Genomic DNA, 25,487 nt, shown 5'->3' with positions numbered 1-25,487 from the left:
ATATGAAAAAATCAATTTTAATCTTGCTATTTGGAATGCTCGCTTTTAATACGACCTACGCACAGAAGTATATTAGAAAGACGTATCCACACACAAAAATGATAGATGAGTATTTTGATGTTGCCGATCTAACAAAGGAGCATACTGTTGGTGCGGATTGTAGATGAAACAAAATTAATTACAATAGACGAAGCTATCGCAAAGACTTTTTTTAATGATCAATGCGAAATTACTTTTCATTCTCCAAAATAATTCAATTGATTAATAAGTCATAGCATCTATTTCCTATTATCTATCTACTGTTTATAATTACATTTTTAACAAATGAAAAACAATTTTATGAAACGTTTTAATATTTTTGCGTTAATTTTTACCTTCTCTTTTATGCTGCTTGCTGGTTGTAAAAAAGAAATGGATCATCCCGTTAACCCGGATTTAGCCGAAGTGGTGCCAACTGACTGCGGTGGTACTAGTCCCTCAAATCTCTGGCTTTTAGAGCAACTTACTGGCTGGAGTCAAGGGGCAGTAAACATTATTAGCAATGAGGAGGCGGCAAAATTGGCAATTTTTGTCGCAATATTTTCTGAAAATAGTTCGGAAAACCAATATTATGGTATGAACGGCGAATATACCGCTCAGTTAAATAAGGGCTTTAAAGATCTAAAGCGTTTTTGGGACATTAAGTCGGACGACATCATTATGGTTGCAGCGCATGGCTCCATGCTGCAGGACCGGGAAAAAGTACTCAAAGTGTATAAGGCAGAATATGGTTACAGTGATGAGAAGGCTAATTATTATGCTGACTCGTTAACCACTTTATTTAAAACTTATCCAGAGTACCTAAACGGAAATCATCCTTTTTTTACCGTTAATGGCTATGCCCACCAGGAAAAAAACTATCCTGCTGTTGGTAAAATTCAGGATAAAATTGTTCTTGGTGATGGCCTTTTGCAGGCTTTTGAAGCGCTCGGTTATGGAGATATTGCTCCGCAGGCTATTCTGGCCCATGAGTTTGCGCATCATATTCAATATAATTTGGGAATAAAAGATTATGGTATCCCACTAACCCCGGCAGGTAATCGCCGCACCGAGTTAATGGCCGATGCGTATGCTGCATACTTCCTCTCGCATCCCCAAGGTGCAGCAATGCAGTGGAAAGGCGTGGAACAAGCCGCGGAGGTATTTTCTAATCTGGGTGATTGCCTGTTTGACATTGAATTGCACCATGGTACTCCTACCCAACGAAAGGTAGCCACCGAGTGGGGGTACAAGCTGGTTAACGATGCAGACAAACAAGGCTATATTATAAATAGTCGGGAATTTGCGAGCCTATTTGATGCAGCATTAAAAGATATTGTCAAAAATTAATCCTTTATAACTGATCATAAGGGCAAAATCGTCTTGCTGCCTTCCAGCTATAAACCGTCCCTGGAAGGCAATCAAAGAAAGTTATCCCCCCTCTCCGGCATGAATAAATATTCAACTGACGGGCATGACTCCTTAAAGGCGCTAATTTATCCAATATCAATGACAGTAATGATTTAAACCTTTCACCAAGCGGTAATGCATTCGATTTCAAGGACGACTACAACCGTTCACTTGGATTCGAGGAGGGGCTTTCTTCTGTTTTGGTAAAATGTTCTATATCCAGCTAGAGATTTTGATGTCTCCAAAAGGCGGCAAGTTCAATGTATAAGAAGACGTTTTGGTGAACGATAGAAAAGTGGACGTGCGTTTTTCCAACTTTGATGTTCCTGTCCTTTTTAAGGTGTTATAATAGAAAATCCGTAAGTATTGGTTTGAGCTCTTGCCTTTTGGCCTTTAGTTTATGGCTTCAACAAAAACAGTTATCAAAAAACGGTAAAATCTCTAACCTAGCGGACAATTGGCGCATCATTGATTGCCACAAACATTTCTGCAGAATAATTTATCGGAAAGAGCGGATCAGGCTTTAAAATGGGGTTTGCTATTGCAAATTATGAATGGATATGAATACTTCGGCTTCATGACAGGCGTAATTGTAGCGTATCTCATGGCAGCCGCTAAAAGTGATGCTTGAAATCTAATAGCCCCTTAGTTATTGCCTCATTTTGCGTTTCTCTTATTCTTAGCCAGTCAAGTCATTGGTAGAGGTCGTTAAATTTAATTTTGAATAAGTAAGATAAAAACCATTAATATCCACATAATCATCAACTAATTACGTACCGTCATGGCGATTAGAAAGATAATTGTGACTCGATGAACTTACTCCCTAATCTATGAAAGTCGCAAATTCGCTTTCAGGTATCCTAACTTTCCTTAGGTTCGCGTAAGCATCAAGTTCCTCATCTCTGAATCCAATAGCAAAGGTTACCACGGTTTTCAACCCCTTTGCTTTTAAACCCAATAGATCATCAAACTTAGCTGCATCAAAACCTCCTGTCCATCTGTATATCAATATCAGTAATGAAGCAAACCATCTAAATAATAAAGCGGCAATGAGAGGAGCTACAAACTTTACCCCCTCTTGCATCGGCTGGCAGATCCCCCGTATCATGTACGCCTTATGCAATGGTTAATCCATGTTATTCATTCAAGGTGACTGGTTCCAGCCTAAGGTATCTACGCCAAGTTCTTTTGCCGTTTTGATGACAGCGGATGGATAAGATTTCGATTCCTGTGGGTTGGAATGTGCTGAGAGTATTCTAGCAATTGGTGGATTTAATTTAATCATCAATTTTAACAACCAAGCGCCAATACTCACGGGCAGTAAGAATAAAAGATAATCCGATAAGTTCCGGCGCAGTACAATTCCTCTGGCTTCAACGAGTTTAAGGCCCCATCTAATATTTAATATTGCCTTTTTGGCCTCTTGGTTGTTGGTCAAAACCTGAATGACATTCCTCGTGCCACCGACCCTGGAGAAAAGCCCAGCATTAATAATGAAATGAATGTAAAGCCAGCCTTTAAAATCTCTATGTTCAATGATCTTGAATTTTGCTTCCTTAAATACAGCCCTAATGATCAGGTCAGCTTCGGACATTTCGGTACAAAAGGTTCCAAAATGAACGTCTTTTAAAATGGAGCCTGTAAGTGTATGCTCCTCTGTCCATCCTCCTCCCGCTTGTGGAAAACCCCAGACAAGTTTTTTAGCAGGGAAATCTTGAGTTAGCTGTTGGGGATCTTGCCAGAAGTTGCTAAAAACAAGGACAATGGCACCGTTTATTTTGGACAAAAGCTCCGTAGCTGCCTGTCCAAAACTATAATGTTGAACACTTAAAATGATTAACTCGTAGTCGTGATCAGCTGGAATGTATTCGATTAAGGTGATATCCACAATCTTAACCACGCGCATTTGCTTGGCGTCAAACCTTGCGTCAAGTAAATCGAGATGGACTTGCGATCCATATAGTTCCTTTTTACCGGGCCGAACATAAAAATGAACTGTGTGCCCTGCTTCTTCTAAGGCCCAACCATACTGTAGCGAGATAACCCCTCGCCCAAACATCAATATTTTCATTTTAGTAGTTTTAAATATATACAACATTCCACTCTAGATAATCTATTTTCTATTGGGTGTTATATTGCAAAAGTATAATTGATTCTATATGTTTGCAATAAGAGACGTGCTGGTTCGTAAAGCACCTAAGGGTTAGAAATGGGAGAACAGGCTACAGGAGCAGAAAAAAAATTAAAAAATATTCAGGATTTTCTTTCCGCAGAAATCAATGAAGAATATTGTGGGAGCGTATTGAACATTTTTTCCTTCATAACTCAAAAATGGACTATGTCAATTCTAGCTGCTTTGGAGACCTCTTCGCTCAGAAATTATGAGCTTCTGCGCAAACTACATGGAATTTCACCTAAGATGCTTAATGAAGTTCTAAAGCGTCTGGTGGATTATAAAATGGTTCATCGTACAGTTTATCCTGAAGTACCCCCAAAGGTGGAATACGAACTTACGGAATTTGGCAGAAGCCTCTATGAACCTACACTTTCGATTTTACATTGGGCAGTAAAAAACAAAACCGAAATTCAAGAGATCAAAAAACAAGTGTAAGTGCATCTAGAGTGATAATTAATTTATCAAAACATCAATTATAATATGCTCTTTTCGATCTGAATCTTACCAAGATTTTTAAGTTGGTTATCGTTCTAGATATTCCGATCAAAGTACACCAGTGTTCCTCGTTAAAGTACCCCCATTTATTCCGGAGCAAAGTACACCAGCCAGACCGGCCAGTATCATCACTAATCAAGAGTGAAATTAGTCAAACTTAATAATTTTTTTCTTTCTCAAAGATTTACCCGTAAGGGCTATTCTATGTGTAGAAGCTGTCAGTCAGTCCATAATGGCGTCAGCCAGGGTAGGTTCATTAATAAAGTTGTACCAACTATCCACTTTTAAGTTGTAATTCCAGTTTGCGCCCTTGCTAATCAGGCCAGGTAGCATGAAAAAGTAAGACAAACGGGATTCAAAGCCTTCAATACAATTGCTAAATCTATACAAAATCATTTCGCAACAATCCTGAACCACTTTGATAACAGATCTACCAATGCTTCTGCTGAATCTTTTAAAATAAAGGCTTTTAGAACCCAATTCACAGGCGTGAAGAACATAGAATTCTTTCTTTACAGACTCACTCAGTTATATGCTTAAAATCAGAAAAAACTCCCTCATCCCATAACATTTGGCATTGATCCGAAACAAAGCCCTTGAACACCGCCAAACCCTTTAAAACAAAAAAGCTCCAGATTTCTCTGAAGCTTTTTAAAGTGGTGTGGGTCGGGATCGAACCGACGACACAAGGATTTTCAGTCCTTTGCTCTACCGACTGAGCTACCGCACCAACTTTTAAAGTGCTATTTTCATAACGTTTCCCCGTTGTTGGGAGTGCAAATGTAGTTTCTTTTTTCAATCTTCCAAACTTTTTTCTAAAAAACTTTAAAATAATTTTTAATCACCCTAAAAAACCTAAAAATAATAGCTTTTATGCATGCATAGTAATTTGTTACCAGAATTAGTTTTAACTTAGCATAACTATAAAGATATTTTACAAAATGATACCACAGATCCTATTTATAGCGCTTACCATTGCAACAATAGCTTTATTTAGCTTCAATGCAAAAAAAGTCATTCGCAACATTCGCCTTGGAAAAGCAGTAAACCGCTTTGATCAACCGCAAAAAAGATTAATGACCATGCTCAAGGTAGCATTCGGACAAACCAAAATGTTTTTCCGACCTATACCCGCCTTACTACATCTTTTCGTTTACCTCGGCTTTGTAATCATCAACCTCGAAGTGCTGGAGATTATGATCGATGGAATTTTCGGTACGCACCGTATTTTCGGCGGACTAGGAGAAATATACAATATACTGATCGGTTCATTTGAGATCCTTGCTTTAAGTGTGTGGCTGGCCTGCGTTATTTTCCTCCTCCGTAGAAACGTTTTAAAACTTAAAAGATTTAGCGGGGTCGAAATGACCAGCTGGCCTAAATCTGATGCTAATTATATCCTGATCACAGAAATTTTGCTCATGACTGCCTTTTTATTCATGAATGCAGCTGACGCTAAACTCCAAGCTTTAGGTTACGGTCATTATATCACTGCTGGTGCATTCCCTGTAAGCCAGTTCCTGCAAAATCTTTTACCCGACAGTGCCGCAGCATTGTTAATGGTGGAAAGAGTTTGCTGGTGGTTCCATATTGTTGGTATTTTTGCCTTTTTAAACTACCTGCCTTATTCAAAACACTTCCATATCATGCTGGCTTTCCCTAACACCTGGTTCTCGAACCTGAAGCCTAAGGGAGAGTTCACCAACATGCAAAGTGTAACCAATGAAGTTAAAGCCATGCTCGACCCTTCTTTTACGCCAGAACCTGCCGAAGGAGGCCGTTTCGGCGCTAAGGATGTCAACGATTTAAGCTGGATCAATTTAATGAATGCCTATACCTGCACCGAATGTGGAAGATGTACTGATGTATGTCCTGCAAATATAACCGGTAAGCTTTTATCTCCACGTAAAATCATGATGGATACCAGGGATAGGCTAACTGAAGTGGGTAAAAACATTGATAAAACGGGTAATGGATTTGATGACGGCAAATCACTGATCGACGATTACATTACCAGAGAAGAAATATGGGCCTGTACCAGCTGTAACGCTTGTACGCAGGCTTGTCCAATTAACATAGATCCTTTAGCCATTATTACTGATCTTCGACGCTATGCCGTTATGGAGGAGTCTAAATCCCCGGCAAGCCTTAACACTATGATGAGTAATGTGGAAAACAATGGTGCGCCTTGGAAATATTCTCCGGCAGACCGTTTTAACTGGGCTAAAGAAAACTAACAACAAAAATTTGAGCTGAAAGATGAGCGAGCAATTAAATTTTGAAGTGCCTACAATGGCACAAATGGTGGCGAATGGTGAAGTCCCTGAAATTCTTTTTTGGGTCGGCTGCGCCGGAAGTTACGATGAACGTGCACAAAAAACAACCCGTGATATTTGTAAAATCCTACACCATGTTGGTTTAAAATATGCCGTGTTGGGTACCGAAGAAAGTTGTACCGGTGATCCTGCAAAACGTGCTGGAAACGAATTCTTATTCCAGATGCAGGCCATGACCAATATTGAGGTCTTAAATGGTTACGACATCAAGAAAATTGTAACCGGCTGCCCCCACTGCTTTAATACCATCAAAAATGAATATCCCGGTTTAGGGGGCAATTATGAAGTGATCCACCACAGTCAATTGATTCAACAATTGATTGATGAAGGAAAACTTAAAGCCGAGGGTGGTGAAAGTTTCAAAGGTAAAAAAATTACTTTTCATGACCCCTGTTACCTTGGTCGTGGAAATGATGTATACGAAGCTCCCCGCAGGGCTTTAGAAGTCTTAGATGCCCAGTTGGTTGAAATGAAACGCTGTAAATCTAACGGTTTATGCTGTGGTGCCGGCGGGGCACAAATGTTTAAAGAACCCGAAAAAGGTCTTAAAGACATCAACATAGAAAGAATTGAAGAAGCATTGGAAACTAACCCCGAAATTGTTGCCGCTGCTTGTCCTTTTTGCATGACCATGTTAAGTGATGGTGTTAAAATGAAAGACCAGTCAGACAATGTAAAAGTTTTAGATATCGCAGAAATCACAGCAAGAGCAAATGGCTTGTAACACCTTATTTATTACCTCTTTAAATTCCGGAAGCAATGGAAACTGCTACTATGTGGGCAATAAAGAGGAAGCGATATTAATTGATGCCGGAATTTCTTGTAAGGAAACGGAAATAAGAATGCAGCGCTTGGGGCTTTCCATGGGTAAAGTTAAAGCTATATTCATCTCTCATGAACATTCAGACCATATCAGGGGTGTTTGTGTCATGGCCAGGAAATACCAAATCCCGGTGTACATTACGCCAGCAACGCGTTCAAACTGTAAGTTTAAAATCAAAGACGAACAGTTTCGCGACCTCCGCAGCCACGAAATCAATAATGTCGGAAATTTAAAAATTACTGCTTTCCCAAAAATCCACGATGCTGCCGAGCCTCATAGTTTTATTGTTACCTGTGGTGAAACAAAAGTTGGTGTTTTCACCGATTTAGGAATCGTATGTAAAGAATTAATCAGCCACTTTAAACAATGTAATGCTGCTTTTCTAGAAGCTAATTATGATGAGGAAATGCTCCAAAATGGAAATTATCCCTATCACTTGAAAGAACGCATCCGCGGTGGCGAAGGTCATTTATCGAACAAACAAGCTTTAGAATTGTTCATTGAACATAAACCGGCTTTCATGACCCACCTGTTGTTGTCGCACCTTTCGAAAGACAATAATTCTCCTGAATTGGTACAACAGCTTTTTGAAACCCATGCGGGTAATATAAAAGTTATCATTGCTTCCAGGTTTGCTGAAACACCAATCTTTTCTGTAAAAGCTGAAATTCCGATTGAAACTGCGCTACCTGCTCCGACAAAATTTTTAGATCAACTCATTCTATTTCCTTCAACGGGATAGAAACAAATTAACTTATTATAAGTTATAATAAATTGTTAAATTTGCAATATGAGTCTTTCACCACAATCTAAAGTTTGGGTTTACCAAAGCGACCGTGAGTTAACCGGCCCAGAGGTTGAAGCAATTCAACAACAACTGAATGTTTTTACAGAACAATGGAAAGCACACGGCCATCAGTTAGCTGCTGTAGCTAAAGTGCTTTACAGCTTCTTTATTGTCTTTATTGTTGATGAAAAGACAGCTAACGTTACTGGCTGCTCCATTGATGCTTCAGTAAGGATAGTTAAAGACATAGAACAAACTTATCATCTTGACCTGCTTAACAGGTTCAATATGGCCTATAAAATAGGCGACAAGGTTGTGGCAACCAACAAAGAAGATTTTGAAACCCTCGTCAACATCAAAAAAATAGGCCCTAAAACCATGGTATTTAACAACATGGTTCAAACCCTTGCAGAGTTTGAAACCAAGTGGGAAATCCCTTTTGAAAAAAGCTGGCATAGTACTGTGTTTGCACACTTGTTGTAATTGCCTGGCTATTTTAAATTAAACTGATCTCCTGCTGTATACAGGCTGAAGCGCAAATTATCCATAGAAATCAAATGCTTTGCACTTACCTTTATATGCTTAGGGCTAGATAGGCTCAATACCTGGCTCACTCCTGCTACAGTAATCTTTTTACCCTGCACAATAATGGCTGTGCCCTCATCTATACCAATGCATTGAAACTTTGGATAAGCAGCTAAGGCAGAAATGAGCCGGTTGTAGCGACTGCGTTTAAGAAAATGCTGGTCAATAATGACCGATTGCAACAAGCCCAACCCTTCTTCAAACTCAATATTATCTGCCCATAGCTTATTAAATGTTTCCCTGTAATTGGTGTCCAGCAATTCCTTGCCTGTAATCATGTTTTTACTCATCACAGCGGCACCAGCGCTGGTACCAGCAATAGTTGCCCCATTTTGATATGCCCTATGGATAGCCCTATAAACAGGAGTGTTCAAAACCACTTTCATAAAGCGGCTTTGGTCTCCTCCAGTAATAAAAATCAACTTCGCATTGGCTAAAGAATCCAACCACTTTTTATCTGTAACAAGCTCCGCAGTAAAATTAAGGTTACCAATATTATTTTTTGAAGCTATAGTAAGTTGCTTTTTAATCGCTTCATAAGAAGCTTCTGGTTCACCACTCGACATAGGCAACACAATCATGTAATCCTGAGCACTCATATCAGCTGTAGTAACCAAAGTTTGAATCAATGCTGCAGAACGAGTTCCACCACCTATAATAAACAACTTACCTTGTTGTGCCATTGCCTGATTCAATGATAACAGGAAAAAGACGGTTAGTATATATTTAGTAACGCCTTCAATAAATTTCGACATCTTCTAGCTTATTTATAAATCAACACCTCAATTTTCCCATCCTCAGTAACTGTACCTCTGTACATGCCTTCTGTATTAAATGGCATTGTAACGTTTCCATTTTTGTCTAAAGCAATCAGACCACCATCACCACCCATTTTACCTACTTTGTCTAAGGCAGCTTTAGCGGCCGCAGCAACAGACATTTTTTTGTATTCCATCATCGCAGAAATATCATAAGCTACAACATTACGGATGTAAAACTCTCCCCAACCAGTACAAGAAATACCTGCTGTTGAATTATTGGCATAAGTTCCTGCACCAATAATAGGCGCATCTCCAACCCTGCCGAATTTTTTATTCGTCATACCCCCTGTTGAAGTACCTGCAGCTAGATTACCAGCCTGATCTAACGCTACAGCGCCTACAGTACCAAATTTATAATCATGGTTAAGGGTTCCTAATTTCATTACTCCTTTACTATGATGATCTAGTACGGCTTTCATAGAATCTTCTTTCATTGCCTGCTGTAAACCATTCCAGCGTTCTTTGGTATAAAAATATTTCGGATTAACCAATTGCATTCCGCTCTGTCTTGCAAATGTTTCAGCTCCTCGGCCAACCATCATCACATGTTCAGACTTTTCCATTACTGCCCTTGCAGCTGAAATTGGATTTTTGATGATAGAAACTCCTGCTACTGCACCTGCCATTTGGTTGCTGCCATCCATAATAGCGGCATCCATTTCATTTTTCCCATCATGCGTAAAAACTGAACCTTTCCCTGCGTTAAACAATGGAGAATCTTCCATAATGTGAATTGTAGCCTCTACTGCATCTAAGCTACTTTTCCCTGCTTTTAAAGCATCATATCCTGTTTGTAATGCTTGGGTTAACACCGCAGTATATGCTTTTTCCTTCTCAGGCGACATGTTTTTCTTTAAAATCGTACCCGCGCCACCATGGATAACCATCACGTATTTCTGTCCTTGTTTTTGCGCAAATGAATTCATTGCCACCATACAAAAAAGGAGGGCCATTGTTACTTTTATATGCTTGTTCATTTCTTTAATTATTAATATTTTTAAGTTTTATCAATTTCCCGTTGTCAACATTCCACCAAAACCAGGTGCCACCATTAGCTTCAGTAGTACTAAAATTAGCTAAATTAAAATTACCATTTCCGGTTAAAGAGCCAGTAATTTCATATACTTGAATGGCCTTATCGTTTTGCTTCCATACCATAGGTTTATTCGCTAAAAATTGCTCAGGTAATTTGTTAGCATCAGGCAAGAGAAAATAAGCGCTGCTGCTGCCAAAAACTTGTGCTTTGCCATCTTTATCGATACAGACTGCCGTTTTCTCATCAACAGCAATTCCTTTGGGAAGCAGGTTAAAATCATTATAAATCTTACCTAGAAAAACAATACTTCTACCTTCACGCGAGCGTGTTAGATAATGTTGATCTGTAATTACATTTTCTAAAAACGGAGCATGCAAGAAATCGTTATTATAGAGATTAATATTACTTGCAAAAGGATTAGCTAAGGCTTCATCAGAAACAACGCTACCATTTTCTCCACTAAAATAAAAACCTCCCAAGATGGCACAGCCTGCGCTGGTACCACCAAAGGGAGCCTTTTTTTCTTGCAACAAATAGTTAAGCGCTTTTTCCGTTTTCGTACCTTTCCATAACCTCATGTAGTCTGATTGGTCTCCACCAGCAATAAATAGCATTTCTGCATTTCTAATGATATTCGCCACCGTATCATTATTGGCCAATTCGCGAGTATCAATTTTTAATGTTTCTACAGAATTTACTGCTGCAATTTTATTTACAAAACTATTGTAAGCATCCGTGCCAGAAACCCTTATAATCACTACATCACCTCCGCCACTCCTATCCATCATCCATTTAAAGGCAGTCTCCACATCCGTTCCTCCACCCATTAACACCATACCACCATTAACAGCCTTTGTTACATTAGCTGTATCACCAATAATACCAATAGATGCAGGCCTGCGGCTTACCACTGGAGTGGTTGTACCTCCACCTGTAACAGGTATTCCCGGTGGTGTTTGTTTACTGCACCCAAAGGTGGAGAGCCAAATGAAAGCAAAAGCAATAATTAATAGATAACGCATCAGCTTAAAATTAAAATTTAATAGTTAGGGTTTTGAACTGTATTTTTATTTACAGAGATCTCCAAAGCCGGAATTGGAAACGAATATTGTGCTTTCTCTGGCAATAAAGTAAGTGCTCCAGAAGTGTTGATTGCATCTTCGGCTAAACGCTGTACTGGCATATTCCTTCTTTTTAAATCAAAGAAGCGATGACCTTCAAAAGCCAATTCTTTAAAGCGCTCGATATAAATTGCACTAATTAATGCTGGTTTATCTGCGAAAGCTACATTATTATAACCTGTAATCCTTGCAGCACGTAAAGCATTAATATCCGCAGCAGCATCACCAGTAGATTCAGCTGCGGCTTCTGCCCTAATTAAATACATTTCACCTGTTCTAAACATTTTAACATCGGCCATGCCCGGTGAAGCTGTTGTACCAATGTATTTATTAACCAGGAATTGAGATTTCGTTCCTGTTCTGCTTGCATCAAATTTTATATATGCTGCATAACGAACATCATTTACCTTATCAAAGGTATTGATGAGCTTAAATGCAGGTGCATATAAAACAATACCACCCGTCTGACGGAAAAATAAATCACCTGTACGGCTATCTGTAGGTAAACGTTTCAATTTCCAGATCACTTCATTATCTACTGCATCAGTCCAAACACCAGGAAACTGTGCTTTGGTTGCCAAAGGCATGGCATTGATCACTTCCGTAGAATAAGTAATTGCTTCAGCCCAATTTTTCTCATATAGAGCCAGTCTTGCTTGAATGGCTGAAACACCTATTTTAGTAAGGTGCGTTTTATCAGTATATAATGCAGGAATCAATGCTTTTGCCGCTAAAAGATCAATTTTAGCATCAGCGACTACAGACTCAAAAGAATCTCTAGCAGGATAGCCATTGGCAGAAACTTTCATATAAGGAATACCTAAAGCCCCATTTTGATAAGCAGAGGCATAAGTCCTTAATAACTCAAAGTGGCAAAACGCTCTTAAACCGAGTAACTCACCCTGATAGCGGTTTTTCAACGCCTGCTCTGCTGCAGGAAAAGTGATGGCGTTTATTCCTACCAGCACCCTGTTAATCCTGTCTATAGCCACATAAAAAGTGTAATAAGAAGAAGTAACCGAACCACTTCCGGCAGTATATAACCACCGGTGGGCATCTGTATTACTTACGGTATTTTCCGTTGGCAACATCACCTCATCTGAAGCAATTGCATTAGTGCCTATCAGCGTATTGTCAAGTACGGCATAGACCCCAAGCAAGCCCAAGTTGATGTCACCGATGTTCCGGTAGGCTTTAGAAGCATCAATTAAATCTGTAGGTTTAAAATCAAGCTTTGTACATGACACCGTTAGCATCAACAAAGAAAATAAAAGTGTATATGGGATAGATGTGTTTTTAATCATTTTCGTAAGTATTAAAAGTTAGCACTAAGTCCTGCGGTATATGTCCGGGCATTTGGGTATTGAAAACGACCATAAACGCTGTTATTTTCCGGATCCAAGCCTCTCCATTTCGTCCATGTAAATAGGTTTTGACCTTGAACGAAAACTTTTAAAGTTTTAACGACCTTAATTTTTTCCATAAAGGCCATAGGAACAGTATAGCCGATGTTTACATTTCTCAACCTCAAAAAGGAAGCATCTTCAATATCTTTTGATGAAAAATTTCTAGGTATATCAAACCGCTGCAGGGTTTTCACATCTCCTGGTTTCATCCACCTATCGGCTAACATTCTTAGCGATTGGTTACTGGTGGCATAACGTTGGTTCTCATTATAGAAATCTTCATTATTCCATCGGTTTACACCAGAGACGAACGACAACAAAGCACTTGCACTAATGCCTTTATAGGTTAGGCTCGTATTAAAACCTCCGGTTAATGAAGGATATAAACTGCCTGATTTGGCTACACTTTGCGTATTTACATTATATGTTGTGGTTACGCTGCCATCAAGGTTATAATATTGTGCTTCACCGGTAGTTGAATTTACGCCCGCCCATTGTGGCGCAAAATAAGACCCATAAGGCAAACCAACTTGCAAAATTCGGGTATCTCCATCCGGATAAGAATTAGTAATATCCGTAACATGAAGAATTTCATTTTTATTGTAACCTGCATTTACACCTATTGTCCAGGTAAAATCTGCCGTTTTTAGCACATCACCACTTACATCAAATTCTACTCCCTTATTTCTCATTTTCCCAGAGCTTAAACTTAGGATAGGGAAACCAAAAGTAGCTGAGGGCGGTTGATCGATAAACATGTTATTGGTAATCTTATTATAATAATCGGCAGTTAATCGTAACCTGCGGCTTTTAAATAATGTCAGCTCAAATCCAGTATTAAACTCCTTCACATATTCCCAGTCGAAATCAGTATTTCCCGCTGCTGTTGGACGAATTCCTGATGCCCCTCCATAAGTTGTGTTGGCCGCATAGGTTGCCAAGTATAAAAAATCATTACTGCTAAAAGGACTTGCTGATGTACCGTAACTAGCCCTAAGACTCAATTCTGCTATAAAATCGTTGTCTTTTAGGAAGTTCTCGTTCTTAACATTCCAGTTTCCTCCAAGAGAATAAAAGCCATGCCACTTGTTTTTTGGTGCAACTTTCGTAGAACCATCATAACGATAACTCCCTGTCAGCGTGTATTTATTATCATAAGTGTACCTCGCTAAACTCATAAAGGAGGCTAATGCACTTTTGGTTTTTCCGCCACCAACTATTGGTAAATAGGCCGCACTATTGGTTATGCTTGCTGGTGTTCCTGGTAAACGTCCGTCTAAACCAAAACCAGAAAAACTAAAAGAATTGTAATTGTTATATACGTATTCGTAAAAACCTGAAACTTCAAAATCATGCTTTTCATTAAATGTTTTGGCAAAAGTTAACCCTGTAGTAGAAATGAAATTGAAATTCCTCCTGTTCCCCTCATCAAAACGGCCTTTACCTCCTAATGTATTAGTCACACTTCTGCCGCCATAATAAGAATCTGGATTAATATAAGCCTCATCTGTAGAGTTTCTATAATCGATACCAGCTCTAGTCGTAATTTTCAACTCTGGCAATAACTGGTAAGCCAGTGAAGTACCAATAATTGATTTTAGCTGATCTGTTTGATTAGAAGAATTATACAGGCGCTCCAAAGCCTGACTGCCCTCGCGCTGGTCAAGGATAAAATAGTTAGCTTTATTTCCTGGATGAATTAATGTACCATCAGCACCGTATGGGTTTTCATAAGGAAGCGCATAGTAAACAGCCGACATCGCCGTACCTGCACCAGTGCTCCCCTCTCCTTCTGTAAAAGTAGACCTGGAATAACCTAAGGTTAAATTTACATTTCCAGATAATTTGTCTGCTTTAAAATCTATGTTGCTTTTCAAGGAATACCTGTCTAAGCCTGTACGTTTAGCAATACCATCCTGGTTATAATAATTAAGGGAGTTATAAAAACGAAGATTTTCATTACCACCACTAATACTTACTTGCTGTTCTTGAAATTTACTGTTTTGATAAAACTGATCTCTCCAATCAATATTGATTTTGCTCAGACTATCTAAAATACGATCCGCATTTTGCCTGAACACAGGCGTTCCAGAAATGTAATTAGGATTTTTGGATGAATAGGTCCATCCTGGTCCTATATTTCTTCCAAAATCTGCACCAACTCCTTCTTCAAAAGTTAATCGTTGAGCAGTATTCATCATGGTCGATTTAGGTTCGGTCAGGTTAGAGAATCCATACTGCGAAGTATACTGAACAGCTATCTTACCCACTTTCCCTTTTTTACTGGTAATTAGAATAACACCATTCGAACCTCTTGAACCAAATTGCGCTTTCGCTGAAGCATCTTTTAACACCGTAACGTTTTCAATATCTTCTGGATTGATCGTTTGAAAATACCCACCTTCTATGGGCGTACCATCAAGGATATACAAAGGACTGGAAGATCCATTAACACTTCCAATACCCCTTATTACTACTGCAGCACTCTGACCAGGCTGCCCAGAACTGGAAATCACACTCATCCCCGGTACGCGTCCTTGTAAAATCTGATCTACCGTTAATCCGGCTACGTTATTGATCTTTTCTGCCGTAACCAAAGTGGCAGCACTTGCAGATTGCTCTCTCTTGTAACTGGTGTAACCCGTAACAATTACTTCTTGCAAACTTTTTGTGTCGGCCTTAAGGGTAATATTAACTACGTTTTTAGTCCCTACGGCAATAACCTGAAGTGTATAACCTAAATACGAGAACTCCAGAGCAGCATTATTATCTGCTACACGAATAGAATAAGCACCATTATTATCTGTAACTGTTGCTACTGCCAAACCGCTAACTTTAACTGAAACGCCCGGCATCGGCTGCCCACCTTCATCAAGAACCCTACCCGTTATAACGATATCCTTAGTTTCCATAACCGATGAATAAATAATAACCAGGTTATTTTCTTTCAGAGCATAAGTAATATTGGTTTCTTTCCAGATGCATTTCATCACTTCGTCGAGCGAAACCTGGTAGAGTTTTACGGAAATCTTCTTTTCAGGAGAAAGCGCCTGTGTGCTGTAAACAAAACGGTAATCTGTCTGTTTTTCAATATTTCTTAGCAAATTCCTGATACTCATATCATTTGCAGTGATACTGATTTTTTGTTGTGCAAATCCAGAGGCCGAAACCTGTAAACACATGATTAACAAAATTAAGCTGGTCAATTTCAATGTCAGCAGCATCCGGCTTGACAATGAAAATTCACTTAAATGCTTTAAGAGTAAAGTTTTTTTCATAGGAAGGGTTTTAGGTTGTTTAGTTGTTATGTATAAAAAGGCTTTATTTATTGATGATGATTTTATTCTGCTCCACTTTAAATTCAAAAGGGTAAGAAAGCTGCAGCGCTTCCAAGGTTTTAATGATCGTTTCATTTTCAAATACCCCAGAATAATGGTAATTCTTCACGGCTTCATCTTTTATGACTATTTCAATTCCATACCAGGTTTCCAGTTTTTTCGCGATCAGGGAAAGTGGTTCATTTTCTATTTCCAAGCGTTGCTGAATCCATTGAACTTCTTCTGGCTTTTGTGTTTCACTATTCATTTTCAACATCGTAATGTGGAATGGCTTTTGAACTTCAGTACTTACTTTTACTAAATAATTATTGGTTATTAACTTTTCATTCGGTTTTAAGATGACAAATTTGCCTGGATATTTTTTAGAATCAACCCTTACACTTCCCCGAATAAGGGAGGTCTCCATTTCCTTATCGGAGGAATAGGCCTTAACATTAAAAACAGTTCCTAAAACTTTGATATCATTATAGGTTGTGCGAACAATAAAAGGATGTTTAGAATCGTGTTTTACATCGAAATAGGCTTCACCACTCAACCACAATGCTCTATTGTTTTTATTAAAACCTTCCTCTAATTTGATGACACTTTCTCTAGCCAGCGTTATAACGCTACCATCAATCAATACTATAGTTTTACGTAAAGCCTTGCCGGAAGAAAAATGCTCCCCCACAGGTTGCTTAAGCAGGTTAAGATTAACAGCCGGCAGGGTGTAAAAATAAATGAACACTGCAACCAACACTACTGCGGCAATGCCAGCTGCATATTGATAAAGCAAAGGAAATCTATTTGGCGACTGTGATGATACAGCGGTGTAGCTTTCTGGCGATAGCGCTTTTGAAAATAATTCACGCTGCTCCACGCCACTCCTTAATTCTTTAACTTGTTTGATCCTGCTACCTTGTTTAACAGTCAAAATTTCTACCAGTCGCTTTGACTCTTCAAACTCAGCTCTTTTATGAGGGTGTTTTTTTATCCAATCCTGCCAAAGCAGCTGGTTTTCAAGGCTCGTACCTAGACAATAATGTTGAAATGATTCATTGCAGATCAATTCTTCTACAGAAAAATTCTCATTAGGCATTTGCATAGCATTGTTTTACTACACAGACGCCAATAGCAGGTTTTTTTCCTAAGGAAATGAAAACTTTTTTTTAACGCTATTATTTCATCAGCTTTCTTAAGGTCTTAATCGCATCGTAAATGGTATTGTAAGCAGTTTTTACAGTAAGGGCAGTTTTTTCTGCAATCTGGTCATAACTTAAGCCTTCAAAAAATTTGAGCTCTATCAATTCCATTTGCCGCGGGGTAAGTTGCTGGATGGCCAAAGTGAGTTTACGCTTCAAGTCTTCGTCTTGCTGAACATTAATCATGATTTCTTCATAAGAAAGTTCATTCCAATCTTCTTCAGCCCCCATCTTATTTAAGGCCGTATTGGTTTTATGAAGATAATCAAGCTGATCCAGCATACACCTTTTTAAGGAAGTGATGATGTAAGATTTAACATTTTCTACTGCTGGCAACCGCTCCCGCTTGTCCCACAAATTCAAAAACACCTGATTAACACAGTCCTTAACCAGTTCATCATCTGCATTTATTTTCAGGCCAATCCTGATCAGGTGGAAATACATGTTGTTATATAACTCAAATAACGCTTGCTTATCGCCAAGCCGCATTTTCCCCCAATAATGACGATCGTCTTCCTCCAGCATATCTGCTGCTGAAGTTAGTAATTTTCAAGACTTTTTTTAGGTTTGAATTAAAATTCCAACGGACCAAGTCGCTGCATGTTTCTTATAATTAAATATTGCCGGTGTTTAATGTAGCGTGTAGGGTGGTTGGGCGACCAGTGCCTTGGGTTAGGGAAACATGCTGCAATCAGGGCAGCCTGTGCTTTGCTCAGCGTGCGACAAGATTTTCCGAAATATTCTTGTGCTGCTGCCTCAGCACCATAAATACCGTCGCCCATCTCAATTACATTCAGGTAAACTTCCAAAATACGCTCTTTAGGCCATAAAATCTCTTATAATAAAGTAAAATAAGCTTCAAAGCCTTTGCGTAACCAGGAACGGCCAGGCCATAGAAATACGTTCTTGGCAGTTTGTTGAGAAATGGTACTGCCCCCTTTTATTTTTTTTCCTTTTGCATTGCCTTCAAAGGCTTTTTCAATTGCTTTTATATCAAAGCCTATATGCTTTAAAAATAACTGATCTTCTGCAGATACAGCGGCCCTTTTCATATTAACCGAAATCGATTCAAAATTAACCCACTTTTTGTCGGTTTTAAAGTTCTTCCCATTAGCTTTACGCTCAATGTTCCGCGTAATCATTAATAAGGTAATTGGCGGGTTAATAAAGCGGTAAACTAATACCCACAGCACGCTGACCATTAAAAACCAAATTAAAACTTTACTCAACAGGGAAGTTATTCTTTTTACCAGGGGTAACTTAGTTTTATGACCAGAGCGTGTTTTTAGTGACATCAATCAAAGGTAATAAAAACATCAGTCAAGCCCCAAAATCTTGACAAGCACCAATAAAGAAATTAATACCTTTGGAAAATCATTTTTTAAAAGAAAAATTTAAACCATAAATCTGTCAAATGAAATTCACAGCATCAAGACTCTCAGAAGGTAATAAAGCCTTCCCTACAGAGATCCATTTAGAGGAAAACAATATCGAGATAAAAAAACCAGGTGTATTTAGCGGCGATTCAAAATACCTGAATTATGAAGACATCACCGCAATTGAAGTAGATTCACCTATGATTGGGTTTTCTACTTTAAGGTTGTTTCTAAATGGTAATAAAATAGAAGTGAATGGCTTTTCTAAAAACGATGTTAAAGAAATAAGAAACTTGATTGAAGAAGGAAGAAGCAGAAGGAGAAAGTAAAGTTATCCTATTATTGCTAGGTTGTTGGTAGGTCCTTGCTAGGTCATTTAGATATACTAAAGACCTGGTAAGGACCTACCAACGACCTACCAACCCTAACCTTTCCTAGAAAAAGCTAAGGTGAAAATTGAGATCTTCAAAGCCTGTAGCATTACAAAAAATAAGGTCAAAAAAAAAGCGTCCTGAAGTTCAGGACGCTTTTTAAATATCGAGTAAGACAGCTTATTCAGCTACAACTTCGAAAGGAACTTTAACTTTCACTTCTTTGTGCAAGTTTAAGTTAGCGATGTACTCGCCAACAAATTTAGGCTCAGTTTCGAAAGTAATACGGCGACGATCAACTTCAAAACCTTGTTGTTTTAATGCTTCAGCAATCATAATGGTGTTTACTGCACCAAAAATCTTACCTGATTCGCCTGCTTTAGCACCGATAGATAGTTTAACAGTTGTTAAACGCTCAGCGATACCTTCAGCATCTTTCTTAATTTTATCCTGTTTAAAAGCAGCCTGTTTTAAGTTTTCTGCTAAAACTTTTTTAGCTGAAGGAGTAGCCAAAGCACCAAATCCTTGTGGGATTAAGTAATTACGACCATATCCTGGCTTTACATTCACGATATCATCTTTCTCCCCTAGGGATTTGATATCTTGTTTTAATATAATTTCCATTTTTCAGCTCCTATTTTAATTGGTCAGCAACGAAAGGTAACAAACCAATGTGGCGCGCACGCTTTACAGCCTGAGCAACTTTACGTTGGAATTTTAATGAAGTACCCGTTAAACGGCGAGGTAAAATTTTACCTTGATCATTAATGAATTTCAACAAAAAGTTTGCGTCTTTGTAATCAATATATTTAATACCGTTTTTTCTGAAACGGCAATATTTTTTTCTGTTATCGTCCACTTTTGGAGCGGTAACATATTGTATTTGATCCTTAGCCATTATACTGCAGCCTCCTGTTTAGGTTTCTTGTTAAAAGCTCCACTGCGTTTTTTCTCGTTATAAGCAACCGCATGACGGTCTAATCTTATAGTCAAGAAACGTAGCACACGCTCATCGCGCTTAAGCTCTAACTCCAACTTGTTAATTAATTCACCTGAAGATTTGTACTCTGTAAGGTGGAAAAATCCGCTTGCTTTTTTTTCAATCGGATACGCTAATTTTCTCAAACCCCAATTGTCCTCTTGAACAATTTCGGCTCCGCTATCAGAAATGATTTTGCTAAATTTTGCTATTGCTTCTTTAGCTACTTCTTCTGACAACAATGGGGTAAGAACGATAACAGTTTCGTACTGATTCATTGTTATTTATTTATTAATTAATTGTAACCCATACTTACTATGGGGCTGCAAATGTAGCAATAAATTTCTATTGGTAAAAGAGCAATTGAATATTAATGCTTACCCAACAGGAAATTAATTCCAAGGGTTACTCTTTGTACAACAATGTTATACTCTGCGTATTGCGTAACTGCTGAGGGCACACTATAACCTGCAGACAGTTCAAACCTATTGTTAAGCACTAAACCTGCATTAAAACGTGCCGAATAATTAAAATTGATCAACTCTAAATAATTATCCTCACTAATGAATATTGTTTCCCCATAATCATCTAAATAAGGAATATTTGTGCCTCTACTTTTATCATAACCAGATAAGTTTAATGATAAACCAGCAGAGGCAAAAAATTTCAACTTATTGGTATTGTATATATTGAAGATTATTTGTGGCGTTAATTGAGCTGTGTATTGATTAAAAACATATTTAGCCTTGATACTTTTTTCATTTGTACCTGAACCTACATTTAGGTCATTAGACATTTCATATTGGCCCATTAAAAAAGAAAGCTCTGCCCGGTAAATTATCTTTTTAATTGCTGGATTGCCAAACATATCAATGCCAAGCGTTAAAAAGGGAGAATAAGAACTTTTATTTTCGGCACCTTCGCCTGCAAGTGCATTTTTAACAACCGGTCTGTTTCCATCTCTTATATATATATATTTCTTTTTAACTCTTCAGGTGTTTTATGATGCTGATCTGAAATATAGAATCTTTTTTTTAGTGGATCCTGATAGGCATATAAAACTACATTCTTACCACTTTGTAATACCTTTAAAAAAACAGTGTCTCTTCTTTCTGAATTATCTAATCCATGGGATAGATTATTGTTATTCTCCTTACTCATACTAATAGCAACAACAAAACGCTGATAGGTTTCTAAATGATTAATGCCAAAAGCAGTACAATCATTAATAGTGTACTGCTGAGTTAGACTATACTTGTGAGGCTTAAAAACCACCTTTACAGGATTCACGCTTCGTTCTTTATAATCAATAAAACCAATTACAGTATCGCCTTTTGGAGTAACAATATAGCCAGGTTGAAAATTAGACTGCGCAAAAGAAAAAAATGGGAATATAAAAAGGAGGAGAAGACGAAGAAAGAATTTCATGAGAGCGCTTTAAAATTTGACACTAAGCTATTTTTATTTTTCAGATAAAACCTGCTCACTCCATAAATATTTTATAATTTCGTATCGAATGGAAAATTTTATAGTATCGGCCCGTAAATACCGTCCTTCTACGTTTGACACCGTTGTAGGACAAAACCATATTACCGGAACCTTAAAAAATGCTATAAAAAACAACCAACTGGCACAGGCATTTCTTTTTTGCGGTCCTCGTGGTGTTGGTAAAACTACCTGCGCACGTATTCTAGCAAAAACCATCAACTGTTTTAACATCAGTGCAGATCAGGAAGCTTGCGGTGTTTGCGACTCTTGTATTTCTTTTCAAACAGGTCACTCTTTTAACTTTCATGAACTGGATGCCGCCTCAAATAACTCGGTAGATGACATCAGAAGCCTCATTGAACAGGTAAGGATACCTCCACAAGCAGGGAAATATAAAATTTATATTATTGATGAGGTGCACATGCTTTCGGCAAATGCCTTCAACGCTTTCTTGAAAACTTTAGAAGAACCTCCTTCTTATGCTATTTTTATATTAGCGACAACTGAAAAACATAAAATACTGCCTACTATATTATCTCGTTGTCAGATCTTTGATTTCAACAGGATACAGGTAGAGGATATTACCACGCACCTGAATAAAATTGCGTTGCGTGAAAACATTGCCGTAGAAGAAGACGGACTGCACATTATTGCTCAAAAAGCTGATGGTGGCTTAAGGGATGCCCTTTCTATGTTCGATCAAATTGTTAGTTTCACTAATAAGAACCTAACTTATAAATCGGTTATAGCTAATTTAAATATCCTTGATTACGATTACTACTTTAAATTGACCACCTATTTGACCTCAGCAAATGTAGGTCAGGCATTGGTTTTGTTTGATGAGGTATTAAACAATGGGTTCGATGGCAATAATTTTATTAACGGATTGGCCAGTCACCTGCGCAATTTATTGGTAGGCAAAGACCCGCAAACCATTAAGCTTTTAGAAGTTAGTGAAAATATTAAACAAAAATACCTGGAACAGAGTCAGCAGACTTCAGTTTCATTTATTTTAACAGCACTTAACCTGGCTAACCAGTGTGACCTGATCTATAAAAACAGCAAAAATCAACGTTTGCAAGTAGAACTTGCGCTCATTAAGATGTGTCACATTCCATCGGTGCTAAATTTAGCTCAACTACCCGCTACCAATGCCATAACTGATACAGATCAGCATAAAAAAAAAACTAAAGTAAGTACTGAAAGCACTGTGGTAACCCCACAAAAACCTGCTAAAATACCTGCGGAGGCTATTGCACCTGAAATCTCGGCTCCTTCAACTCCAACGCCAACGCCCACCCCTTTGCCTGTAATTCCTGAAATTCCAGTTGTGGAAACAGAAAAACAGGCAATACAACCCCAGCGCAGTACACAGCCCTTGGGTAATACAATTAGTTTAAAGCTACAACAAGGAGCTAATAATGTGGGTGGCACACTAATACCTTCACTTACGGCATTAGAAAATGTGGCAGCAGGAGTTGAAAACAAAGAGCCAAAATACATTGATGGCAGCGAAAAAGATGCTTTCACTTTTGAAAAGCTGATGGAATGGTGGAATATTTACGCCCATAAGGCTAAAGACGATGGTAAAATAAATATCTTCACCCTCCTGACCAGTAATGATCCGATTTTAGAAAATGAAGAAATTACGATACTGATAGAAAATAAGATTCAGGAAAGTATACTTCAGGATGAACAGGTTTACTTTTTGAACTTTCTCAGGGCACAATTGAATAATTTCAACTTAAACATTATTACCCGGAAAGTAGAAAGAGAATTAAAAAACAGGCTTTATACCAGCATTGAAAAATATCAATACCTGGTTCAAAAAAACCCCCAGCTTGAAGAAATGCGCAAGCAGTTTAACCTTGATGTTAATTCCTAAAGCTTAAAACATTTTTGGTGTATCATTTAATGGATAACCTTCTTCATCCAGATCAGTCCTGTCATCCTCCGGTGTTTTAGCTAAGTATTCATCTTCAGCATCAACTTCTACACTTTTTCCATTATCTACATGCATCCCTAATTCGTCCAGGTCATTTTCTATCTGCTCCTCTTTCTTAGCGTATTCATCACCAATATAAGGATTGGATTCATCGTAATCTGAATTTTCATCGCCCCCGTTAGCAGCGGCAGTTTCATAAGGCAAAGGATGGTTATAATCTTTATCCTCGCTTTTTACGTCAATTTCAAAACTATTTTTATCCTTATCATAAACCAAATTTTTAGCATCTTTAGTCTCACCTAAATCAGCGTCATGTAATTTATCCTTAGAACCTTGTTGACCGGGGCGGTTGTTTTTATTAGTAGTCATAGCATCATAATTTATATGTTCATAACGTTAGGAAATCTTTAATTGTTTCAGAATTCTTATCTTAGCCACCTTATATAATCAATTTAAATTGAATCCATAATATGTCAGTACAAAAAATTAAAGTAACTCAGCCCGTTGTTGAGTTAGATGGTGACGAAATGACCCGTATCATCTGGAAATTCATTAAAGATAAATTGATCCTTCCTTATTTGGATCTTGATATTAAATACTATGATCTTAGTATTGAATACCGTGATGAAACGAATGACCAGGTTACTATTGACGCAGCTGAAGCTATTAAAAAACATGGTGTAGGTATCAAATGCGCAACCATTACTCCTGATGAACAACGTGTTACGGAATTTAATTTAAAACAAATGTGGAGATCACCAAACGGAACCATCCGCAATATTCTTGATGGTACTGTTTTCCGTGAACCAATTGTAATGAGTAATGTTCCACGTTTAGTTCCAAACTGGACTGCCCCTATTTGTATTGGCCGTCACGCTTTTGGTGATCAATACCGCGCTACTGATTTAGTAACGAAAGGTAAAGGTAAATTAACTTTAACTTTTACTCCTGAAGATGGTGGTGAAGTTCAATCTTTTGATGTTTACAACTTTAAAGGTGATGGTGTTGCTTTAGCCATGTACAACACTGACGAAAGTATTATTGGTTTTGCCCATGCTTGTTTCAACCAGGCTTTAAGTAAAAAATGGCCTTTATACTTATCAACAAAAAATACTATCCTAAAAAAATATGATGGGCGTTTCAAAGATATCTTCGAAGAAATCTACCAAAGCGACTACAAAACTAAATTTGAAACAGCTGGAATTACTTATGAACACCGTTTAATCGATGACATGGTTGCCTCTGCGCTAAAATGGAATGGTAACTTTGTTTGGGCTTGTAAAAACTATGATGGTGATGTACAGTCTGACACGGTAGCTCAGGGATTTGGTTCTCTAGGTTTAATGACTTCTGTATTGATTACGCCAGACGGAAAAACAATGGAAGCTGAAGCTGCACATGGTACTGTGACTCGTCACTACCGTGATCACCAGGGTGGAAAACCAACATCTACCAATCCAATCGCTTCAATTTTCGCATGGACAAGAGGTCTTGAATTCCGTGGTGGTTTAGATAACAACCAAGAGCTGATTGATTTCTGTCATACTTTAGAAAAGGTTTGTATCGAAACTGTTGAAAGTGGTAAAATGACCAAAGATTTAGCAGTTTGTATCCATGGAAATAAAGTAGAGCATGGCAAACATTACTTATATACCGAAGAGTTCTTAGCTGCTATAGATGAGAATCTACAAGCTAGATTAGCTTAAGTTTATATAATTACATTTGATGAAGCCGTTTCTGTAACTTAGCAGAAACGGCTTTTTCGTTACCTAATGTGTTTGACGAATTATTTGTT

Annotated in this window: 24 protein-coding genes, 1 tRNA gene and 3 pseudogenes; 11 read left to right on the top strand and 17 right to left on the bottom strand. The window is 38.1% G+C overall.

The features are described from left to right. The first annotated feature begins 324 nt into the window (after positions 1-324). Entirely contained in the window at positions 325-1,368 is a 1,044-nt protein-coding gene (locus tag AAKU52_RS01105; protein WP_354329308.1) for a hypothetical protein, read from the top strand. A gap of 516 nt (positions 1,369-1,884) precedes the next feature. Then, a pseudogene (locus tag AAKU52_RS17505) lies at positions 1,885-1,989 on the top strand (sodium:solute symporter family transporter); the annotation flags it as partial. Positions 1,990-2,251: 262 nt separating this feature from the next. Here AAKU52_RS17505 and AAKU52_RS01100 read toward each other — a convergent pair. Then, complete coding sequence (locus AAKU52_RS01100; protein WP_354329306.1) at positions 2,252-2,536, bottom strand: nitroreductase family protein; 285 nt, start codon at positions 2,534-2,536, stop codon at positions 2,252-2,254. A 36-nt stretch (positions 2,537-2,572) separates the two neighbouring features. Beyond that, positions 2,573-3,526, bottom strand: coding sequence for a ketopantoate reductase family protein (locus AAKU52_RS01095; RefSeq protein WP_354329304.1), 954 nt, complete (start codon positions 3,524-3,526; stop codon positions 2,573-2,575). A gap of 111 nt (positions 3,527-3,637) precedes the next feature. On the opposite strand from AAKU52_RS01095, the gene AAKU52_RS01090 reads away from it, so the two are divergent. After that, entirely contained in the window at positions 3,638-4,039 is a 402-nt protein-coding gene (locus AAKU52_RS01090; RefSeq protein WP_354329302.1) for a winged helix-turn-helix transcriptional regulator, read from the top strand. A gap of 405 nt (positions 4,040-4,444) precedes the next feature. Beyond that, positions 4,445-4,639 (top strand): annotated as a pseudogene (locus AAKU52_RS01085) (transposase); the annotation flags it as partial. A 117-nt stretch (positions 4,640-4,756) separates the two neighbouring features. Here AAKU52_RS01085 and AAKU52_RS01080 read toward each other — a convergent pair. After that, positions 4,757-4,829, bottom strand: a tRNA-Phe gene (locus AAKU52_RS01080). A 211-nt stretch (positions 4,830-5,040) separates the two neighbouring features. Here AAKU52_RS01080 and AAKU52_RS01075 point away from each other — a divergent pair. The 4 genes from AAKU52_RS01075 to AAKU52_RS01060 are packed head-to-tail and all read left to right on the top strand — an operon-like array spanning position 5,041 to position 8,528. Further along, on the top strand, positions 5,041-6,336 hold the full coding sequence (locus AAKU52_RS01075; protein WP_354329300.1) for a 4Fe-4S dicluster domain-containing protein: 1,296 nt from the start codon (positions 5,041-5,043) through the stop codon (positions 6,334-6,336). A 22-nt stretch (positions 6,337-6,358) separates the two neighbouring features. Then, positions 6,359-7,159, top strand: coding sequence for a (Fe-S)-binding protein (locus tag AAKU52_RS01070; protein ID WP_354329298.1), 801 nt, complete (start codon positions 6,359-6,361; stop codon positions 7,157-7,159). Then, on the top strand, positions 7,149-8,000 hold the full coding sequence (locus tag AAKU52_RS01065) for an MBL fold metallo-hydrolase (RefSeq protein ID WP_354329296.1): 852 nt from the start codon (positions 7,149-7,151) through the stop codon (positions 7,998-8,000). Before AAKU52_RS01070 ends, AAKU52_RS01065 begins: the two co-directional genes overlap by 11 nt. A gap of 48 nt (positions 8,001-8,048) precedes the next feature. Beyond that, a complete protein-coding gene (locus AAKU52_RS01060; RefSeq protein ID WP_354329294.1) occupies positions 8,049-8,528 on the top strand; it encodes an ABC transporter ATPase in 480 nt (159 codons plus the stop codon). An 8-nt stretch (positions 8,529-8,536) separates the two neighbouring features. Here AAKU52_RS01060 and AAKU52_RS01055 read toward each other — a convergent pair whose 3' ends face one another. The 8 genes and pseudogenes from AAKU52_RS01055 to mtgA all read right to left on the bottom strand — a co-directional run bounded on the left by AAKU52_RS01055 (position 8,537) and on the right by mtgA (position 18,828). Beyond that, complete coding sequence (locus AAKU52_RS01055; RefSeq protein WP_354329292.1) at positions 8,537-9,385, bottom strand: cyanophycinase; 849 nt, start codon at positions 9,383-9,385, stop codon at positions 8,537-8,539. Between the two features lie 8 nt (positions 9,386-9,393). Next, positions 9,394-10,428, bottom strand: coding sequence for an isoaspartyl peptidase/L-asparaginase family protein (locus AAKU52_RS01050; protein ID WP_354329290.1), 1,035 nt, complete (start codon positions 10,426-10,428; stop codon positions 9,394-9,396). A gap of 4 nt (positions 10,429-10,432) precedes the next feature. After that, a complete protein-coding gene (locus AAKU52_RS01045) occupies positions 10,433-11,509 on the bottom strand; it encodes a cyanophycinase (RefSeq protein WP_354329288.1) in 1,077 nt (358 codons plus the stop codon). Between the two features lie 17 nt (positions 11,510-11,526). Further along, positions 11,527-12,912, bottom strand: a complete 1,386-nt coding sequence (locus AAKU52_RS01040; RefSeq protein WP_354329286.1) for a RagB/SusD family nutrient uptake outer membrane protein — start codon at positions 12,910-12,912, stop codon at positions 11,527-11,529. Positions 12,913-12,923: 11 nt separating this feature from the next. Further along, positions 12,924-16,292, bottom strand: coding sequence for a SusC/RagA family TonB-linked outer membrane protein (locus AAKU52_RS01035; RefSeq protein ID WP_354329283.1), 3,369 nt, complete (start codon positions 16,290-16,292; stop codon positions 12,924-12,926). Positions 16,293-16,335: 43 nt separating this feature from the next. After that, positions 16,336-17,436, bottom strand: coding sequence for a FecR family protein (locus tag AAKU52_RS01030; RefSeq protein WP_354329281.1), 1,101 nt, complete (start codon positions 17,434-17,436; stop codon positions 16,336-16,338). Between the two features lie 73 nt (positions 17,437-17,509). Further along, the gene (locus AAKU52_RS01025; protein ID WP_354329279.1) at positions 17,510-18,058 is read right to left on the bottom strand and encodes an RNA polymerase sigma factor; all 549 of its coding nucleotides are present in this window, start codon (positions 18,056-18,058) and stop codon (positions 17,510-17,512) included. A gap of 47 nt (positions 18,059-18,105) precedes the next feature. Continuing rightward, positions 18,106-18,828: pseudogene (gene mtgA, locus AAKU52_RS01020) on the bottom strand (monofunctional biosynthetic peptidoglycan transglycosylase). 119 nt (positions 18,829-18,947) lie between these two features. Here mtgA and AAKU52_RS01015 point away from each other — a divergent pair. Continuing rightward, entirely contained in the window at positions 18,948-19,238 is a 291-nt protein-coding gene (locus AAKU52_RS01015; RefSeq protein WP_354329277.1) for a PH domain-containing protein, read from the top strand. Between the two features lie 222 nt (positions 19,239-19,460). Here the strand turns inward: AAKU52_RS01015 and rplI are convergent, their stop codons facing one another. The 5 genes from rplI to AAKU52_RS00990 form a co-directional block, all read right to left on the bottom strand. After that, on the bottom strand, positions 19,461-19,904 hold the full coding sequence (gene rplI / locus AAKU52_RS01010) for a 50S ribosomal protein L9 (protein WP_354329275.1): 444 nt from the start codon (positions 19,902-19,904) through the stop codon (positions 19,461-19,463). A 10-nt stretch (positions 19,905-19,914) separates the two neighbouring features. Next, the gene (gene rpsR, locus AAKU52_RS01005) at positions 19,915-20,178 is read right to left on the bottom strand and encodes a 30S ribosomal protein S18 (protein ID WP_012780908.1); all 264 of its coding nucleotides are present in this window, start codon (positions 20,176-20,178) and stop codon (positions 19,915-19,917) included. Then, on the bottom strand, positions 20,178-20,537 hold the full coding sequence (gene rpsF, locus AAKU52_RS01000) for a 30S ribosomal protein S6 (RefSeq protein WP_354329273.1): 360 nt from the start codon (positions 20,535-20,537) through the stop codon (positions 20,178-20,180). The genes rpsR and rpsF overlap by 1 nt, the downstream gene beginning before the upstream one ends. Positions 20,538-20,629: 92 nt before the next feature. Beyond that, positions 20,630-21,127 (bottom strand): hypothetical protein, encoded by a 498-nt coding sequence (locus AAKU52_RS00995; RefSeq protein ID WP_354329271.1) that lies wholly within the window; start codon positions 21,125-21,127, stop codon positions 20,630-20,632. Positions 21,128-21,222: 95 nt separating this feature from the next. Then, the gene (locus AAKU52_RS00990; protein WP_354329269.1) at positions 21,223-21,687 is read right to left on the bottom strand and encodes a hypothetical protein; all 465 of its coding nucleotides are present in this window, start codon (positions 21,685-21,687) and stop codon (positions 21,223-21,225) included. A gap of 88 nt (positions 21,688-21,775) precedes the next feature. On the opposite strand from AAKU52_RS00990, the gene AAKU52_RS00985 reads away from it, so the two are divergent. Continuing rightward, a complete protein-coding gene (locus AAKU52_RS00985; protein ID WP_354329267.1) occupies positions 21,776-23,632 on the top strand; it encodes a DNA polymerase III subunit gamma/tau in 1,857 nt (618 codons plus the stop codon). Positions 23,633-23,635: 3 nt separating this feature from the next. On the opposite strand, the gene AAKU52_RS00980 is transcribed toward AAKU52_RS00985, so the two are convergent. After that, positions 23,636-24,061 (bottom strand): hypothetical protein, encoded by a 426-nt coding sequence (locus AAKU52_RS00980; protein ID WP_354329265.1) that lies wholly within the window; start codon positions 24,059-24,061, stop codon positions 23,636-23,638. Positions 24,062-24,162: 101 nt separating this feature from the next. Here AAKU52_RS00980 and AAKU52_RS00975 point away from each other — a divergent pair, with 101 nt between their 5' ends. Next, a complete protein-coding gene (locus AAKU52_RS00975; RefSeq protein WP_354329263.1) occupies positions 24,163-25,398 on the top strand; it encodes an isocitrate dehydrogenase (NADP(+)) in 1,236 nt (411 codons plus the stop codon). Positions 25,399-25,487: the final 89 nt, after the last annotated feature.

The sequence above is a fragment of the Pedobacter sp. CG_S7 genome (genome assembly GCF_040544395.1).
Taxonomy (GTDB): Bacteria; Bacteroidota; Bacteroidia; order Sphingobacteriales; family Sphingobacteriaceae; genus Pedobacter.
The sequence above is the reverse complement of the archived record's forward strand: the minus strand, read 5'-3'. Positions and strand labels throughout refer to the sequence as shown.

Bases quoted from the DNA above. Each gene is read 5' to 3' on its own strand.
- AAKU52_RS01045 (WP_354329288.1), bottom strand. From the start codon at position 11,509: ATGCGTTATCTATTAATTATTGCTTTTGCTTTCATTTGGCTCTCCACC.
- AAKU52_RS01070 (WP_354329298.1), top strand. From the start codon at position 6,359: ATGAGCGAGCAATTAAATTTTGAAGTGCCTACAATGGCACAAATGGTG.
- AAKU52_RS01105 (WP_354329308.1), top strand. From the start codon at position 325: ATGAAAAACAATTTTATGAAACGTTTTAATATTTTTGCGTTAATTTTT.
- AAKU52_RS01015 (WP_354329277.1), top strand. From the start codon at position 18,948: ATGAAATTCACAGCATCAAGACTCTCAGAAGGTAATAAAGCCTTCCCT.
- rplI (WP_354329275.1), bottom strand. From the start codon at position 19,904: ATGGAAATTATATTAAAACAAGATATCAAATCCCTAGGGGAGAAAGAT.
- AAKU52_RS00985 (WP_354329267.1), top strand. From the start codon at position 21,776: ATGGAAAATTTTATAGTATCGGCCCGTAAATACCGTCCTTCTACGTTT.
- AAKU52_RS01035 (WP_354329283.1), bottom strand. From the start codon at position 16,292: ATGAAAAAAACTTTACTCTTAAAGCATTTAAGTGAATTTTCATTGTCA.
- AAKU52_RS01090 (WP_354329302.1), top strand. From the start codon at position 3,638: ATGGGAGAACAGGCTACAGGAGCAGAAAAAAAATTAAAAAATATTCAG.
- AAKU52_RS01040 (WP_354329286.1), bottom strand. From the start codon at position 12,912: ATGATTAAAAACACATCTATCCCATATACACTTTTATTTTCTTTGTTG.
- AAKU52_RS01060 (WP_354329294.1), top strand. From the start codon at position 8,049: ATGAGTCTTTCACCACAATCTAAAGTTTGGGTTTACCAAAGCGACCGT.
- AAKU52_RS01075 (WP_354329300.1), top strand. From the start codon at position 5,041: ATGATACCACAGATCCTATTTATAGCGCTTACCATTGCAACAATAGCT.
- AAKU52_RS00975 (WP_354329263.1), top strand. From the start codon at position 24,163: ATGTCAGTACAAAAAATTAAAGTAACTCAGCCCGTTGTTGAGTTAGAT.
- AAKU52_RS01100 (WP_354329306.1), bottom strand. From the start codon at position 2,536: ATGATACGGGGGATCTGCCAGCCGATGCAAGAGGGGGTAAAGTTTGTA.
- AAKU52_RS01030 (WP_354329281.1), bottom strand. From the start codon at position 17,436: ATGCAAATGCCTAATGAGAATTTTTCTGTAGAAGAATTGATCTGCAAT.
- AAKU52_RS00995 (WP_354329271.1), bottom strand. From the start codon at position 21,127: ATGTTTGGCAATCCAGCAATTAAAAAGATAATTTACCGGGCAGAGCTT.
- AAKU52_RS01095 (WP_354329304.1), bottom strand. From the start codon at position 3,526: ATGTTGTATATATTTAAAACTACTAAAATGAAAATATTGATGTTTGGG.
- AAKU52_RS00990 (WP_354329269.1), bottom strand. From the start codon at position 21,687: ATGAAATTCTTTCTTCGTCTTCTCCTCCTTTTTATATTCCCATTTTTT.
- AAKU52_RS01025 (WP_354329279.1), bottom strand. From the start codon at position 18,058: ATGCTGGAGGAAGACGATCGTCATTATTGGGGGAAAATGCGGCTTGGC.
- AAKU52_RS00980 (WP_354329265.1), bottom strand. From the start codon at position 24,061: ATGACTACTAATAAAAACAACCGCCCCGGTCAACAAGGTTCTAAGGAT.
- AAKU52_RS01050 (WP_354329290.1), bottom strand. From the start codon at position 10,428: ATGAACAAGCATATAAAAGTAACAATGGCCCTCCTTTTTTGTATGGTG.
- rpsR (WP_012780908.1), bottom strand. From the start codon at position 20,178: ATGGCTAAGGATCAAATACAATATGTTACCGCTCCAAAAGTGGACGAT.
- AAKU52_RS01055 (WP_354329292.1), bottom strand. From the start codon at position 9,385: ATGTCGAAATTTATTGAAGGCGTTACTAAATATATACTAACCGTCTTT.
- AAKU52_RS01065 (WP_354329296.1), top strand. From the start codon at position 7,149: ATGGCTTGTAACACCTTATTTATTACCTCTTTAAATTCCGGAAGCAAT.
- rpsF (WP_354329273.1), bottom strand. From the start codon at position 20,537: ATGAATCAGTACGAAACTGTTATCGTTCTTACCCCATTGTTGTCAGAA.